The following is a 16,259-nucleotide window of genomic DNA, read 5'->3' as shown; positions in this document are numbered from 1 at the left end:
CGCGTCAGTTGCTCATAGTAATCTTCAGCTTTTAAGCAAGATGGGCGACCTCATCGTTTGTTGCTCTAACGTGTTGTCACTCAGCCTAGGACTTCTTTGATTCACCCGTTAGCCCTGGATATGCCGACAGGATGTGTGCGAGCGCGGGTCAACTACCCCGCCACCGCCGCCTTCGCGGCCTGGGACGCTTTCATCCACTCGCTCAGCCATGGAGCCCGGACGCTCGACGTGATCCGGCAGTCGGCCACGAACGTTCCCTTGGCCCCGGCGTCGATCCAGTCCGTGAGCGCGGAAAGGTCCGCCAGTGAGCGGATGATCGCCGACTCGGCGCCGAGCGCGCGGGCGACGCCTCTGAAGTCCACCTCGGGGATCAGCATCGGCTTTTCGGTCAGGCCCTGGGAGCCGTACTGGTGGATTTCGGCTCCATAGGCGGCGTCGTTGTAGATCACCACAACCGCGCTGCGGGCTGTGCCGATGAGCGATTCGAGGTCGGACAGGCCCATCAGGAAACCGCCGTCGCCCGACGCCAGCACCAGGGTCCGGCCGTCCTCCACTGCACGGGCCGCCCCGACGGCACTCGCGAGTCCCAGCCCGATGGACTGGAAGGCGGTCCCCACCATCACCAGGTCCTGCGGCCGGGGGATGTTCCAGTACATGGGTGCCCAGCCGATGAAGTGCCCGCCGTCCTGGACCACCGTTCGACGTTCAGGCAGCACCGCATCCAGCGCCGTGGCAAGGGAGCGCGGGTCCAGCCGGCCGTCCGGGGTCTCGTCGGAGCCTGGGTGGTGCCCCGGCCCGGAAGCCAGACGCCGGAGGGCTTCCGCCCGCCAGCCCTCCGCCGCAGCCTCACCATCCAGCAATGACAGGAGGCGTGACGCCGCGGTCTTCGCATCAGCGCTGACGAACAGGTCCACCCGCGGGTTGGTCGCTTCCAGGCCGGCGTCGATCTGGATGACGGTGCTGTCCGGGCCGAGCAGGTGCCCGAACCGCATGGTGAAAGGGCTCAGGCTCGCCCCGGCCACCAGGACCACATCCGCCTCACCCATGAGTCCGGCCGCGGTGTCCGTGCCGAACCCGCCCGCAACGCCGAGGTACCCCTCGCCCTGCAGGAGGTTGAGCGCCAGAGCCGTTCCGGCGGTCAAGGCGCCCAGGCGGTCGGCGAGCTCCCGGAGCACCGGGCCGGCGCCGGCGAGGTGCGCACCGCGGCCGGCCAGGATCAGCGGCCGCTTCGCCCCGGCGAGCAGGCGAGCCACCTGCCCAAGGCTGCCGTCGACGTCGTCCGTCACCTTTGCTGCCAGCGGCGCGGGGAGGTCCTCTTCCGGTGCGTCGAGGGCCGCGAGGTCGTAGGGGATGGCAAGGACGACGGCGGTCCGCTTGGTGAGCGCGTACTCCACCGCCTGCCGGGTGATGGCGCCCGCGGCGTCGCGGGTGACGGTGAAGGTGGCCGCGCCGATGCCCGTGGCGATGGCCGCTTGGTCCACATCCCAGGGCCGGGCACCGCTGCTCGGTGCGTCGCCGGTGACCAGCACGACGGGGATCTGCGCCTGCACCGCCTCGGCGAGGGCCGTGAGTGCGTTGGTGTAGCCGGGGCCGTAGGTGGTGGTGCCCGCTGCAAGGCGGCCGGAGGTCCGGTAGTAGGCGTCGCCCGCGGCGATGGCGGCGCCCTCATGCCGGACGGGGGAGAACCGGATGCCCTGCTTCTCCGCGGCGTCCAGGAAGTAGACGTTCCCGTTGCCCATGACGCCGAAGACATCGCTGACATAACTGCTGAGAACCTGGGCCACGCGGCCTGAGACGGTAAGTGAAGTCATGCAGGAAGCCTGTGCGCCAGGCCTCAGATAAGCAATAGCGATGAATTTCGCTGGGATTATTGGCAGCAAGGGGAAGAGTGAACTGAAAATCTGCCTATCTGTGGCGTGCATCACCCCTAGTCCGCAGTGCGTGACTCCTGCTCGGACAGCCTGCTGATGAGGCCGTCGTAGCGGGGCGGCATGAGTTCCAGGATGGAGATGGCCGTGCTGGTCCGTTCGATTCCGTCGATTTCCAGGATCTCGTTGGTGATGCGGTAGAGGTCGGCGGTGCCGCGGGCCACCACCTTGGCCATGAGGTCCGCGTCGCCGGTGGTGGCGTGCACCTCGATGACCTCCGGGATCGCCGCGAGCCCGTCCTCCACGGTACCGGTGCGTGTCTGGCTGATGGACAGCGAGAGGAAGGCCATGAGTTCGTAGCCAAGTGCGGCGGGGTCCAGTCTCCGGCTGAAGGAGCGGAGGGCGCCGCTGTGCTCCAGCCGTGCCAGCCGGGCGTGGACGGTATTCCGCGCGACGCCGAGCGTCCGCGAGAGTGCCAGGGCGCTGGCTTCGGGGTCCTTGTCGAGGGCCAGGATGATCCGGCCGTCCAGGGAATCGAGGGTGCGAGAGTTCGCGATGGTCATATTTTCACCACATACAGTAGAAGTTGAGCAGTTGTCCCAATGACTAGAGCGTATCTTGCAATGTGGGCCGGATCACAACATGATCGGTCCTCATGACCCCTGATCAGCTCCTGACCAGACCGGGCACCGCGCGTCCCACCCTTAGAAGCGCAGTCACCGGACTTCCGTCCTACGTCCCGGGCCGGCGCAGCGCCGGCATGGACGTCGCAGCCCTCGCCAGCAACGAAAGCCACTACGAACCGCTGCCCGCAGCCGTTACTGCGGTGGCCGCCGCGGCCGGTGCGATGAACCGCTACCCGGACAGTGCCGCCGTCGAACTCCGCAAGCGGATTGCCCGCCACCTCGGCGTCACGGCCGCGGAGGTCGCCGTGGGACCGGGAAGCGTTGGCGTCCTCCAGCAGATCATCACCGGACTGTGCGACGCCGGGGATGAGGTGATCTTTGCGTGGCGCTCCTTCGAGGCGTATCCCATTCTGGTGGAGCTGGCGGGCGCCCGGCCGGTCCGCATCCCGCTGGACCACCTTGAGTGCCACGACCTCGATGCCATGGCCGCGGCCGTCACTGCGCGCACGAAGGTGATCCTGCTGTGCACGCCCAACAATCCCACCGGCGTGTCGATCACCCACGAACGCATCGAGGCCTTCCTGCAATTCGTCCGCTCCGACATCCTCGTGGTGATCGACGAGGCCTACGTGGAATACGCCGAAGCAGGCAGCGGCCCCGATTCCCTGGCGCTCTACCGCGAGTACCCCAACGTCTGCATCCTGCGCACCTTCTCGAAGGCCTACGGGCTTGCGGGCCTGCGCGTGGGGTACGCGATGGCCTCGCCGGCCATTGCTGAAGGACTGCGCCGGACCGCCCTTCCCTTCTCGGTGAGCGCGCTAGCCCAGACGGCGGCTACCGCGTCACTGGACGCGGGGGAGGAGATGGAAGCACGTGTGGCCGCCGTGAAGCAGGAGCGTGCACGGATGGCCGCGCTGCTGGAAGCCCGGGGCTGGAAACTGCAGCCGAGCCAGGGCAACTTCCTGTGGATCCGTGCCGATGACGATCTTCGGGCGAGACTCATCGAGGCGTTCGACCGCGCGGACATCCTGGTCCGGGCGTACCAGGGCGACGGCGTGCGGATTACCGTTGCCGACCCCGCCTCGAACGACCGCGTGCTCCGGATCCTGGAAGCCCACGCAGGCTGAAACTCTTTGACACACAACCACAACCCGTTCCACCTACTATCTAGAGGAATCCCCATGGAACAACAGACAAAGACGTCTGCGCGCCCACTCGGCGCCGCCCTCAAACCCCGGCAGCTCACCATGATGGGGCTCGGCAGCGCGATCGGCGCGGGCCTGTTCATCGGGTCCGGCGCCGGCATCCAAGCGGCCGGCCCGGCTGTGCTGATCTCCTACCTCGTGGCCGGCACGCTCATCATCCTCGTGATGTGGGCCCTCGGTGAGATGGCCGCCGCCAACCCGGACAGCGGTGCCTTCTCCGTCTACACCGCCAAGGCCTACGGGCCGGTGGCCGGTGCCACGGTGGGCTGGCTGTGGTGGCTGCAGCTCGTGGTGGTCATTGCAGCTGAAGCGCTTGGTGCGGCGGGCCTGCTGGCCACCATCTTCCCGGCGCTGCCCGTGTGGCTGATGGCCTTTGTGTTCATCGTGGTGCTCACCGCCGTGAACTTGACGAGCGTGAAGAACTTCGGCGAGTTCGAGTTCTGGTTCGCGCTGCTGAAGGTGGCGGCAATCGTGGCCTTCCTGGCTGTGGGCGCTGCCCTTCTCTTCGGCTGGCTGCCGGGCGTCCAGTCGCCGGGCCTGTCCAACTTCATGGGCGACGGCTTTGCCCCGAGCGGTTTTGCCGGGATTGCCACGGCGCTGTTTGTGGTGGCTTTCGCGTTCGGCGGCACCGAGATTGTTTCCGTGGCGGCAGCCGAGACCGCCGAGCCGGCCCGGAGCGTCAAGAAGGCAGTCCGGACGGTGCTGTGGCGCATCCTGGTGTTCTACATCGGTGCCATCTTCATCATTGCTGCCGTGGTTCCCATAGGTTCTGAGGGGCTGAAGAGCCCGTTTGCCGCGGTGCTGGAGGCCGCCGGCATGCCCGGGGCAGCCACCGCCATCACGCTGGTAGCCGTGGCAGCACTGCTATCCGCGCTCAACGCCAACCTCTACGGTGCTTCCCGGATGGCGTACTCCCTCGCGGAGCGGGGCGAAGCGCCCCGCTTCCTTGCCTCAGTGTCCAAGGCGCGGGTCCCGGTTGCCGCAGTCCTGGCCAGCGTTGCTTTCGGTGTTGTCACGGTTGTGCTGGAGCTGGCGTTCCCCGAGATGGTCCTTGGCGTCCTGCTGAACATTGTGGGCTCGACGTGCCTGCTGGTGTGGACGTCCGCGCTGCTCGCCCAGCTCGCGCTGCGCCTCCGTGCCGACCGGGAGGGGACGGAACTTCCCCTGCGGATGCCCGGCTTCCCGTGGCTCACGGGCTTTGGCCTGCTCATCCTCGCGGCGATCTTCACGGTGGGCTTCATCGGCGAGGATTCCCGTCCCCAGCTTCTGAGCACCTTCGGACTCGTGGCGCTGCTGGCGGTGGCGAACTGGCTGAACCACCGGAAGCGCGACGTCCGGCCGCGTGTCGAATCTTCCGAGAGTGACAAGCAGCCGGTGCTCATCGACTGAAATCAACCGCCTTGAATCGCTGCGAGTGGTTCAGTGCACACGAATGGCGCGTCCGGCTTTGGCCGGGCGCGCCTTTGGCAACTCATACCGAGCTGGCCACACTGATTGCCTTGAACTTGGGCCTAGCTGCCTTGCCAGCAGTGCGCTAGAAACCCTCTTGCTTGAGTCGTGCGGCCCGACGCCGTTCCATGTTCCTTCGCCCAAAGCGGTCGGATGGCGTGCGCAAACCGGCAAGCCTAAGCGCACCCCTCTGTCCCCGACGACTTCCGTAGCAGAAGTCACTGTGGATAACCAGACCTGTAATCTGAGAATTACTGAAGCCGGTTGTACAGCAAGGGGAGATTGTGGCGTTTGATGTGAGTTTCCTCTGGAGCCAAGCATGGCTTGAAGGAAGCCTTGGAGGATTCTGCTTGGCGGTAGGAAGACTCCTGTTGACCATCATCAACATGGATACCACCAGCGACCACAAGTACGGCAGGCTCATCGCCGCCCACCTCGTTGCAGGCATTGCCTTCGCACTCTTGGGTGGGGCTGTCTCCTGGGCAATGGAAGGTCGCAGTGGAAACTTCATGTCCGGAGTTGGAGCCATGCTCCTTCTGGGACTGCTTGCAGGCAAGATGATGGAAGACCCACAGCCGGCACCCTCCAATACAGGAGTATCCGAATGAAGGAACGACCGCTCAAGCAACGGGACTCCTTCTGGGGTGACCTCGCCAATGCCATAGCACTCAGACCTGCATACCGTCCTCCTGCTGACATCCCGCAGGCAACCAAAACAGTCACCCTCCGGCCCACCGCGGAATCTTCTGCCAGCACTGCTCAGCAGAAGGCAGAGGAGAAAGCCCAGACTGCTGTTCAGCATGAGGCACAGGAAGAATCCACTACGTCGGAAACAACTGCTCCGCTCTACCGCTACCTGAAAGAAGAACAGCGAAAGGCTTTCGCACCCACCGCCGAATCGGAACGCATGGTTGACGCTGCTTCCCTTATTCAAGACCTGACAGAGCAAGAACTCCGTACCATCACCACGGATGCCATCAACCGCTACCAACTGCAACAAGCAGAACAACGGGCTTTGAAGGCACTTGATGGCACGGAATTCGTATCAGCGTTTCCGCAGGAATTCTTGGACAGGCTGAGGAGAAAGAACACTGCTGACAAGGGCACTGTTCAGGGGAGTCCACCAACCGATGATCAGTCCGAAAGCACTGGCGTTGTGGTGAAGGAATCAGGGTTCCAGTGGAACCAGGTAGACGACACTTATTCCATCCGCTCAGGCTCACCACTTACTGGTTGGTCGAATTACAAGTACCCAGCAGACCATGTGGAAGTCACTATCATCGGAGGGAAACACTCTGATGACCCGGATGAAAAGCAAACAGGTCAGCCGCTTCCTCCGTCATCCAGCGGCGGAAAGTACACCGTCGTTGATGGCAAGCAGGTGTCCGTATCCACCCATGAAGCAGTGGAGGCTTCACCAGAATCTGCCGGCTCCTCATCACCAGCGAAGTCTTCTGGATTCACGAGGAAGCGTACGATACCCAATCTGCCCTCGGGTACGGGCAGGGTTCAACGGATACTAAAACCAAAACTGAAAGCATCCCAGTTGAAGGGGATGGGCTTCTCACAGCAGGAGGCTACTGTCCTTGAAGGGTTGTTCCGGGGTAGGAGGATCAACAGTATCGCTGCCCGCCTATCAACCAAGCCGGCGACCGTCCTTCATGTCGTGAAGCAGCTGATGGCGAAGTTTGAAGCCCCCACCATGAACAGCCTTCTGAAAAAGGTATGGAGCCTGCACAGGGATAGTAAGCAAATGACCCTGATACAGGCAGCAGGATTGAGGGCTGTACTCAGCGATGAACCACCACGGAGCGAAACCCAAGTATTGGGTGGGCTGGTGGTAGTGAATTCAGGAACAGTGATTGAGCGTCCCAAGGGGATCAACATTCCAGCGGGTCACCCGGACCACCCTGCCAACGATGAGGGTGCCAAGAAGCGTGGGAACCAAGAGGGTAAGCGAACTCCTGCCCACAGCAAGGCAACACCCTCGCCCAGGAAAAACACCGACTCCTAACCTCGCGCTCTTCTCTCTCCCCTGTGCAGGATAATGGGGAAGTACATGAGAAGAGTGCAACAGCAGCGAATACTCCCACGCAGCCAAGAAGTAAGAGGCAATCTCCTCGGCATCATCGTGGATGAAAAACACATCGGAGTCATAGGTTGCCCCGTCCGGGCAGGTGCATGCATTCCAGTGCGTGGAGCACTTCTGACAGGTGGTTCCCGGTTCCGGCAGTTCATGGAACGAAGCCTCTGCTGCCTCTTCCCACAGCCCCATCGCTTCATCAACCGTAAAGTCCTCGGCTGACCCGTAATCAGCAGGTTCATAAATATCCGGGTCCAGGTACTTGAACTCGCTGGTGGTGGTCATAGGGAAGCACTCTCTCATCACAGGAACAGGAAGCCGCACACAAGAGAGAAGCACCCCCCGCATACCTGCTGTCATCCTGCCACAGGTCGCAACCACGAATTCGCCCGCCAACACCGTCCGGGTAGTCTCTCTCGGTGAAGCAAATTCGGAACCGGGTAGAACGATGGCTGGAACGCATAGGCATACACCTGATTGCCCTGGCTTCTCTTGCCACCTTCATATACACAACGGTTGTCAGTCACTTCCCGCAGGAAGTACCTCAACCCGGCACCCAGCAGGCTGACCCTGAGCCATGGCTGTATGACCTTAGCCTTGGTCTCCTCGCCGCCTATGCCTTCAACTATCTCGTTGTGGAACTACCCGCCAAGAAGAAGCAGGAGTCCCGCTTCATCACGCTCAGGACTCCGTTGAGGATCATTGCCAATAACGGGATGGATATCATCCGGGATCTGGAACGCCTCGCCAAGTGCCCTCCCCACAGGATTACCGAGGAACACCTGAAAAAGGTTCTGATGGCTAGCAACGACAACCCTCACATCAAAGCCCATATTGCCGAACGCCTCAGTCAGGCAGAGTCCGCATACGCTGACATCATCCCCTATGCAGCAGACCTGCCGCTGGACTTACAGGAATGCCTCCAGCACGAGAACCAGGACTTCCTGCACATGGCATTCGCGCCGTACAAGAAGACTGGCTATTCCTCAAGCGTCTCGGTGGATGAACTCAGGCAGACGAGTGGACAACCAACCCGTGCATACACCGGCGGTACTGAATACACACTGAAACGGCAACACCTCGCAGGGTGGACTGGAGCCTTCCTCACGTACTACAAGGCAACTGAAAGTGTCAGGGAACTGGTTGATAAGTACACGATGCCCACCCATCGGGAACGAATGAGTAAGGATCGCCCAAGAGCCAGCCCCATCATGTATTGGTTCGGCATGGAAGAGAACGACCCGGAGTATCCGTATAAGGAATACCCTCCAACGGCTACGAATGATGACTATGTGGAAGAGAACAGCAAGTAGTCATTCCTTCTGTTCGTGCAGGTTTACCGCTTCATACTCCCGCAGTCGTAGCGAGTCCTTCAGAACCGTACAGGTATTGGATCTTCTGACAGGTAGGGTTTCGCCATGAGGAAGGTTATCGTCAGGTGGTGGAACATCATCCGGGAGTTGTTGCCGGACATCGGGGACTACGCCCGGGAACTGGGACGAACCATTTTTATGGTATTTCTCAAATGGGTGGAAAGCACAGGCATCCATGTTGTCGCCGCCCTTGCTGCACTGACCCTTGTAGTCACTACCGTCATAGGCAGCAACCAGTTCGGCTTCAAGATTGAATCTGATGACCGTCCGATCCTGTACGACTTGAGTTTGGCTATCCTGACCGCATACTTTTTCAACCTACTGGTCATCACAATTCCTCGGCATCGTAAGCAGCGCGAGATCTATTCACTGGTGTTCATGGACCTGGATGAGGTGCAGCGTCGCATCAACGACCTCATCATCATGCTGCATGTCATCGCTCGATACCCAGTCAAAAAAAATCCTGACCACCTGGACTTCTCGGGGGTTCTAATCCGCACCCCGAACAATGACACTGTTCTTGCAACGATCAGGTATGAACTGGATGCCATCAACAAGGCACTATATCGGATAGGACCCTACTCAGAAGCACTTGGCTCGGATATGCAAGTAGCCCTCGGCAGGCTTAGGGATTCGGGCTTGAACGATCTGGTCAAGAATGTGGAGCCAGAAAGGATTAGAAGCCACCAACTCGACGCAGCAAGAACTCCTCGCACCCAAGGACCGACCTGCCAATCCACCAGCGAGACCTATCGCCCCTCGACCTGTCTGGCAACGTGCTTGAATTTTATTGGCTTTGGAAATCAGCGGATGTCATTGAAAGGGACCTACACAAGAGAAAGCACTGGTTGCCATACCTGCACGAGTACAGGGTCATGATGAATGTACTCAAGAGGCATGGTCATCCTCAACGTCCTATGTGGGATTTGATAGACCCAGAGTATCCCTACGAGAAGGTGCCTCCATCACCCAAGATGTCTTAGGCGATGAATGCTTGTTCTTTCTGTTCGTGCAGGTTTGTGTCCCCTGACCTAACAAGCAAGCCATCGCCATCCGTTGCGTTCCTTACTGCTGTGCGATGACTTTCTAACCCCAACAGCTAAACGTCGCCACCTGCTGAATGTGCACTGTGCTTCATCCATTTCCGGGCTCCGCGACACAAACGCAGTGCGAAGGGTCGCGTTAGGGATGTTTACATTGGGCCGTGCAAAACTTGATCCCCTATACGTCGTCATCTAAACGGAAGGGTAACAATGACAGAATTGGAAGTAGACACAGGAGTCGTCGACGTTAGCGACAACGTTCTGAAAATGACGCTTGAGCCCGTTCAACTTGCTCTTTTGAGCGCGATTTGGAAGCCCGTTTACAACGCTGAAAACTTCAATATTGAGCCCGCGTGGCCGACCTGGGATTTCGTCTCTAGAAAAGTGTACGAAACTCACCCCGAGGTGACAGATGCTTTCGAGGTTCTGCAGTCTCTTCCCAAGGTAGCAACCGGACGCTCCAACATGGCGAGCTACGGTCTCGTTTGGTGGGGAGGGTCGGTGGAAGGTTTGCCACCGCAACTGAATGTGCACGTGGGTTTGACTATTGCGGGCCTGCACGCTTTAGGGCGCGAAACCTCTGGTCGAGCAACGGCCGATGACTTAGTCAATGTAGTCCAACAGATCGCCCTGGCGGATGCGGAACTAGAGCCAAAACCCATGGAGGTAATTGAAGGCAAGCACCCGCTGAAGAACTTTACGAAGCATCTTCGGAGTACGCATATGGCAAAGCCCTTCGAATTCTCCGACAGGCTTACAACGTCTGTCCTTCGACAGGAGTTCACTCCAATCCAAGTCGAGGGGGACGATCTTATTGCCAAGAGTGGTGCCTGGCTCAGGTCGTATATCGAGGTTGCTGATAGCGCACAGTACTTGGATGTAGTCAACGGGAAAGCTCTTGCGTTCCACAAGCCGGAGGAGCTTGTTTCCCCACTAACACTTGTACAAACCTTGGACTACTTAACTCACGTTTTATTGACGCATCCCAAATGGACCAATGGCACTCGCCTGGTGACCGCGCCGGATCTTGAGTCAGCTAGTTTGCTCGGGCTTCCTGCTGTCAGTCGATCAGATTACGACACGCGCATGACGGCCCTTTTCACTGTGGTTGATCAGTTTAAAATTCCAAAAGTCGAACTCGTCGATGGTAAAGAGGTGGTCGGAACGCTAAATCGCCTTACGGCATGGTTCAATCAGTCTCTTGACGAACCTGCGAGGAGTGAGGCGATTGCGGCACTCAAGGTGATTCGGGATGCGCGAGTCCTGCGGAACGAGCGGCAGCACAGTGGCTTGGATTCTCGGGCTGCGGCGATCGCAGCGCGTGGGCGGTTTGGCCTCCCTCCGGTGACGACTGATTGGGCTGGGGCATGGAATCAAGTGCGAGTGCGAGTGGCGACGGCCCTGGATGACATTCGAAGGTCAGTGCAATCCAGTATCGAACACTGAGGCGGTTATGGATTCTTCGACAAGGAATGTAGACAACTTCTCGGCGCGATATTGAGGAATGATCCTTCGTCCATTGCCGGGGTGGCAGGGCACCGCTATTGCATCCGGCGGTGCCCTGCTTGTTCGAGAGACACACTCGGAGCCAACTGAAATGTGCATTAGAGGAGTCCGAACGAACCAACGATGGTGTGGCTTGGCCTGCTAGTGCCTACGGACTCATCTGTTGTTGGCGCAGAGTAGTCAGCAACAGCGCCAGTTGCGTCAGAGGACAATCAAACTGCGGCACCGTAGTCTTACCCAGAGACATGAGAAGGAAGTTATCGTGGCCGACCGATTTAGCCGAGATATTGAGATTCGGCCCCGCGAGGGGACGGATGTTGGTGACCTTTGGGACTTGCTGGAGACAGTGTGGGGGACCACCCTGAAGGTGTCCCGTGAGGGTCGTCGCCTGGATACATCGTGGAGGGTCCAGGGGGATACTTCCGATAACCGGTCGTTTGAGCGAGATTCTTTATCCGAGCTTCGGGAAGCCTTCAAGTTGAATCATGCGGTACCGCTGGTTGTTGATCTCTTCGCTTTTTGTCGAGACGGTGGCATTGAGTTGCTGGCGCTCAGAGGTTGGTTCGGCAAAGAGGGCCGCCCGGACTTCAGGGTAGGGGTTAGTGGGAGCAACCGAATCGAAGTTGAGAAGTTGAGCCATGACTTGATGGAGAGTCTGACGACATCCAAAGACATTCGCCGGATAGCGCCTGAGGCGGAGATTGTTCATGAGCCGCTGAGTCTGCAGTCCAACGACGTGGGCGCCTCGAAAGCATCCAACCCCAGCCCGAAGGGTTCGATAACTAAAACGGGAACCAAGGATTCTAAGAGCAACAAGTCGTGGCTCAGCAGGAGGTGGGGGGACCACGCCATCACACTCCTGATCACAGTAGTTGGAGGTGTTGTAGTACTCGTAGTCGGCGCCGTCTTGGAGCTTAGTTCCGGGGGCTGAAACGCAGAAAGTCGAAGGCAAGTCCACGGCACAGTATTTCTTAGACCCTTCACTGACTGTGCTTCAGAAGGTTCCGGCCTGCCTGGGATGTGTGCTGTGCATGAAGAGGAAGCCCACGTTCAGTATCATCGGCAGCGCGATCGCCTTTACACAGAGCGACGCCCCCGGTGCCGGTTGTTTCGGACGCAGGATCAGGAAAGTAATGGGTAGCAAGTATGTAGTCAGCTACTGTGGTCTAGACTCCGCTCTGCGCCAGCCCCATAAACATCGTCCGGTGCAGAATGTCCACGTGCTTTCTCGAAACCTCCACCGCTTCTTGGATGTCCCCGGCACGCAGTGCCGCCACGAGCGCGATGTGGTCGTGGTTCGACTTGAGCAGCTTCTCGATGGGGTAGGGGATGAAGTAGTCGTAGAGCTCGGCGAGGGTCTCGTGATAGACCTCTACGGCGGTGCCCATCCCTGACGCCGTTCCCACCAACTGATGGAACCGCTCATCGGCCTGGTGATACACGGACCAGTCCGTGGCCTCAGCCATGTCCCGGGTCAGCCGCTCCAGCTCATCCAGCTGTGAAGGAGTGGCGTTAAGGGCGGCGTAGTGCGTCACTGCGCATTCGAACAGCAGCCGCCGGTCCACCAAACGATTCACAGCCTGGGACTCGGCGGGAGAGGCCGAAAGTTCCGCCAAAACATCCGAAGGCGGCGAATCCGCCACAAACGTTCCCCCGGCCCGGCCGCGCCGGCGCACCACCACGCCCTGCTCCGCCAAGCTGGCCAGCGCGCGGCGGGCCGTGATCGGGCTGACGGAAAGACCCAGCGCCACGTCCTCCTGGTCGGGCAACCGCTCGCCCGGCTTCAACAGCCCCAGCGAAATGGCCATGCCGATCCGGAGCCGGACGGCATCGATCGCGGTGCGCCGGTCCGTTCCGGGCATCCGATCTGCACCGATGGGTGAGGGCTCGGCGGTTTCCTCCAGCTGACGGGTCATATCCGCTACCTTACGGCGCACACCGCCCCCCTTTCCTTTATTGGTTCATTCTGATCTAATATAACCCGGATCACACCCCAACGCGGAGATAACCCATGCAACGCATCCTTCCCCTCATCGCTGCCCAGGCCCGGCCGCGGCTCATCGGCGAACCCGTCTCGGCCTTCGCCGACGAGGTCAAAGAAGCCCTCCAAGCCCAGCCGCACAGCAAACTGGTCGTCTTCCCGGAGCTCCATCTCTTCGGCGATGAAGACCCGGACCAGCAGCGCACCGAAATGCTCCAGGGAAGTGCCGAGCCACTGGACGGGCCAAGAGTCAAAGAGCTCCAACAGCTCGCGAAAGACCTCAACATCTGGCTGGTCCCGGGCAGCATCTGCGAACGCGGCCCGGAAGGCCAGCTGTTCAACACCCAGCTGGTCCTGTCCCCGGACGGGGAGCTCGCCGGCTACTACCGGAAGATTTTCCCCTGGCGCCCGTTCGAGCCGTACGACCCCGGTGACCGGTTCACCACCGTGGACCTGCCCGGCATCGGCAGGGTGGGCCTGAACATCTGCTACGACGCCTGGTACCCGGAGGTGTCCCGCCAGCTCGCCTGGATGGGGGCGGACGTGATCCTCAACGTCGTCAAAACCACCACCCCGGACCGCAAACAGGAACTGATCCTCGCCAAGGCAAACGCCATCGTGAACCAGGTCTTTATGGTCAGCGTCAACTGCGCCGGCCCCACCGGCCAGGGCAAGAGCATCATCGTGGACCCGGAGGGCAACACCCTCACCGAAGCACCAGACGACGCACCGCAGCTGCTCACCGCGGAACTGGACCTTGCCGCCGTCGACCGCGTCCGCACGCACGGCACGGAGAACCTCAACCGCCCCTGGTCGCAGTTCCGCGAGGGGGAGCCCGCCGTCGAACTTTCCGTCTACCAAGGCCGGATCAACCCGGCCACCTGGACACCGCCGTCCTACAAGCCCTAAGGAAACACCGTGACAACCACCCTCACCCGCACGCTGAAGCTGCCCTCGCTGGTCCTGTTCGGGCTGGCGTACCTGACCCCGATCATCGTCTTGGGGATCTTCGGCATCATCGCCGAAACCACCGGCGGCGCCGCGTCCGCCGCGTACCTCGTGGCGCTTGTGGCCATGCTGTTCACCGCGCACAGCTACGGCCGGATGGCCATCGCCTACCCCGTGGCCGGCTCCGCCTACACCTACGTCCGCCGCTCCATCGATCCCCGCGTCGGGTTCCTGGTGGGCTGGGCCGTGCTGCTCGACTACCTCTTCCTGCCCATGGTCATCTGGCTGATCGGCGGCTCCTACCTGAGCGCCCAGTTCCCCGGCATCCCCGTCGGCGTCTGGATCGTGGGCTTCATCGTCATCACCACGCTGCTGAACATCCTGGGCATCAAGGTGGCGGACAAGGCCAACTACGTGCTGATGGCGTTCCAGCTGCTGGTTCTCGTGTTCTTCGTGGCGCTGGCCATCGGCAGCGTGGTGTCCGCCAACGGCGCCGGGGGACTGGCCAGCGGGCAGCCGTTCTTCAACGACACCGCCAGCTTCGCCACCATCTCCGCCGGCGCGGCCATCGCCGCATACTCGTTCCTGGGGTTCGACGCCGTCACCACCCTCACCGAGGAAACCATCAACCCGCGCCGCACGGTGCCGCGCGCCATCATGCTCGTGGCCCTGATCGGCGGCAGCATCTTCGTGGCGGTGTCCTACGTGACGCAACTGGTCCACCCCGGCGGCGTGTTCGAGGACTCGGCCTCCGCGGCCAGCTCCATCGCCCTGCAGATCGGCGGGCAGCTTTTCGGCGCCGTGTTCCTGGCCGGTCTGGTGGTGGCGCAGTTCGCCTCCGGCCTCGCCGCGCAGGCCAGCGCCTCCCGCCTGCTGTACGCGATGGGCCGCGACTCCGTCCTGCCCAAGGCCGTGTTCGGCCGGCTGAGCGAGAAGTTCCACACCCCGGTGGCGAACCTGGTGGTCACCGGCATTGTGGGCCTGATCGCGATCTTCCTGGACGTGGCCACGTCGACCTCGTTCATCAACTTCGGTGCCTTCACCGCCTTCACGCTGGTGAACGCCGCGGTGGTGTTCCACTATGTGCGCCAGCGCCGGGCCGGGCAGCAGCTGAACCCGGTGTCCTACGTGGTGGTCCCGGTGATCGGCGCCGTCATCTGTGCCTACCTGCTCTCCCGGCTGGACAGCAACGCCATTACGCTGGGTGTGTCCTGGCTGGTGCTGGGCGTGGTGGTTCTGGCCCTGATTACGCGCGGCTTCAAGGCCTCGCCGCCGGAGATGACGGCCACGGAGAAGGCGACGGTCGAGGCAGCCGCCTGACACTTGTCAGTTTGTAGCGTGGCCGTTCGGCCGAGGGAGGGAGCAGCCGTGAGGATAGCGCTGGGGCAGCTGGAGTCGGGCGCCGACATCCGGGCTAACCTCGCCGGGATCGACCGCTTCGCCGCCAAGGCAGCGCGCGACGGGTCCGCGCTGGTCGCCTTTCCTGAGTACGCCACCTACGAGAAGAAGAAGGTGGACGCAACGTTCCCCGCGGTGGCCGAGCCGCTGGACGGGCCCGTCTGCCAGGAGCTCGCCGATATTGCCCGCCGCCACCGCATCGCGCTGGTGGCGGGCGTGGTGGAAACCTCGGACGAGCCGGGCAGAGCGTACAACACGCTGGTGGCGTTCGGGCCCGACGGCGGTCTGCTGGCGTTCTACCGGAAGATCCACCTGTTCGACGCGCAGGGCTTCGGGGAGTCGACGTTTATCAAGCCCGGCCCGTCCACCGCCCCGGTGGTGTTTGAGTGCGGGGGAGTTCGGTTCGGGCTGATGACCTGCTACGACCTGCGGTTCCCGGAGCTGGCCAGGTCACTGGCCGACGCCGACGCGCAGGTCCTGCTGGTTTGCTCGTCCTGGGTGCCAGGCGAGCAGAAGACGGAGCAGTGGCTGGCGCTGAACGCTGCCCGGGCGATCGAGAACAGCGTGTACGTGGCGGGGGTGTGCCAGGCACCGCCGGTCTCCGTGGGGAGAAGTGTGTTGGTGGACCCGATGGGGGTTGTGGAGGCTGACCTTGGTCTGGTGCCCGGTGTGCGGGCGGCGGAGGTGTCGCTGGAGACCGTGGACCGGGCGCGGGAGTCGTTCCCGATGTTCCGGCAAAGAAGGTTGTAGTACCTCATTAAGGGCAGCCGGACATCACC

14 protein-coding genes are annotated in these 16,259 nt (G+C 61.4%); 11 read left to right on the top strand and 3 right to left on the bottom strand.

Annotated elements, in window-relative coordinates; all coding sequences use genetic code 11:
* Nucleotides 1–152: 152 nt before the first annotated feature.
* Entirely contained in the window at nt 153–1,811 is a 1,659-nt protein-coding gene (locus tag B5520_RS18110) for a thiamine pyrophosphate-binding protein (protein WP_079598465.1), read from the bottom strand.
* A 116-nt stretch (nt 1,812–1,927) separates the two neighbouring features.
* A complete protein-coding gene (locus tag B5520_RS18105; protein WP_079598464.1) occupies nt 1,928–2,431 on the bottom strand; it encodes an Lrp/AsnC family transcriptional regulator in 504 nt (167 codons plus the stop codon).
* A gap of 92 nt (nt 2,432–2,523) precedes the next feature.
* Here B5520_RS18105 and hisC point away from each other — a divergent pair, with 92 nt between their 5' ends.
* From hisC to B5520_RS18065, 8 genes are all read left to right on the top strand, one after another.
* Nucleotides 2,524–3,621, top strand: coding sequence for a histidinol-phosphate transaminase (gene hisC, locus B5520_RS18100; RefSeq protein WP_079598463.1), 1,098 nt, complete (start codon nt 2,524–2,526; stop codon nt 3,619–3,621).
* Nucleotides 3,622–3,675: 54 nt separating this feature from the next.
* Nucleotides 3,676–5,088, top strand: coding sequence for an amino acid permease (locus tag B5520_RS18095; RefSeq protein ID WP_079598462.1), 1,413 nt, complete (start codon nt 3,676–3,678; stop codon nt 5,086–5,088).
* Nucleotides 5,089–5,519: 431 nt separating this feature from the next.
* Nucleotides 5,520–5,756, top strand: a complete 237-nt coding sequence (locus B5520_RS18090; RefSeq protein ID WP_079598461.1) for a hypothetical protein — start codon at nt 5,520–5,522, stop codon at nt 5,754–5,756.
* Nucleotides 5,753–7,162, top strand: coding sequence for a helix-turn-helix transcriptional regulator (locus tag B5520_RS22500; RefSeq protein ID WP_139386256.1), 1,410 nt, complete (start codon nt 5,753–5,755; stop codon nt 7,160–7,162). Before B5520_RS18090 ends, B5520_RS22500 begins: the two co-directional genes overlap by 4 nt.
* A 488-nt stretch (nt 7,163–7,650) precedes the next feature.
* A complete protein-coding gene (locus B5520_RS18080) occupies nt 7,651–8,544 on the top strand; it encodes a hypothetical protein (protein WP_079598459.1) in 894 nt (297 codons plus the stop codon).
* 105 nt (nt 8,545–8,649) lie between these two features.
* On the top strand, nt 8,650–9,483 hold the full coding sequence (locus B5520_RS18075) for a hypothetical protein (RefSeq protein ID WP_079598458.1): 834 nt from the start codon (nt 8,650–8,652) through the stop codon (nt 9,481–9,483).
* A 374-nt stretch (nt 9,484–9,857) separates the two neighbouring features.
* On the top strand, nt 9,858–11,093 hold the full coding sequence (locus tag B5520_RS18070) for a hypothetical protein (protein ID WP_079598457.1): 1,236 nt from the start codon (nt 9,858–9,860) through the stop codon (nt 11,091–11,093).
* A gap of 322 nt (nt 11,094–11,415) precedes the next feature.
* On the top strand, nt 11,416–12,084 hold the full coding sequence (locus tag B5520_RS18065) for a hypothetical protein (RefSeq protein WP_079598456.1): 669 nt from the start codon (nt 11,416–11,418) through the stop codon (nt 12,082–12,084).
* 235 nt (nt 12,085–12,319) lie between these two features.
* Here B5520_RS18065 and B5520_RS18060 read toward each other — a convergent pair whose 3' ends face one another.
* The gene (locus B5520_RS18060) at nt 12,320–13,069 is read right to left on the bottom strand and encodes a FadR/GntR family transcriptional regulator (protein ID WP_079598455.1); all 750 of its coding nucleotides are present in this window, start codon (nt 13,067–13,069) and stop codon (nt 12,320–12,322) included.
* A 95-nt stretch (nt 13,070–13,164) separates the two neighbouring features.
* Here B5520_RS18060 and B5520_RS18055 point away from each other — a divergent pair, with 95 nt between their 5' ends.
* Genes B5520_RS18055 through B5520_RS18045 form a run of 3 tightly spaced genes read left to right on the top strand, consistent with a single transcriptional unit; the run spans nt 13,165 to nt 16,230 of the window.
* The gene (locus B5520_RS18055) at nt 13,165–14,043 is read left to right on the top strand and encodes a carbon-nitrogen hydrolase family protein (RefSeq protein WP_079598454.1); all 879 of its coding nucleotides are present in this window, start codon (nt 13,165–13,167) and stop codon (nt 14,041–14,043) included.
* Nucleotides 14,044–14,052: 9 nt separating this feature from the next.
* Entirely contained in the window at nt 14,053–15,402 is a 1,350-nt protein-coding gene (locus B5520_RS18050; protein ID WP_079598453.1) for an APC family permease, read from the top strand.
* A 48-nt stretch (nt 15,403–15,450) separates the two neighbouring features.
* Nucleotides 15,451–16,230, top strand: coding sequence for a carbon-nitrogen hydrolase family protein (locus tag B5520_RS18045; RefSeq protein WP_079598452.1), 780 nt, complete (start codon nt 15,451–15,453; stop codon nt 16,228–16,230).
* The last annotated feature ends 29 nt before the right edge of the window (nt 16,231–16,259 follow it).

The organism is Arthrobacter sp. P2b, from assembly GCF_900168295.1.
Classification (GTDB): domain Bacteria; phylum Actinomycetota; class Actinomycetes; order Actinomycetales; family Micrococcaceae; genus Arthrobacter.
This window is presented reverse-complemented; position numbering and strand designations above follow the sequence as displayed.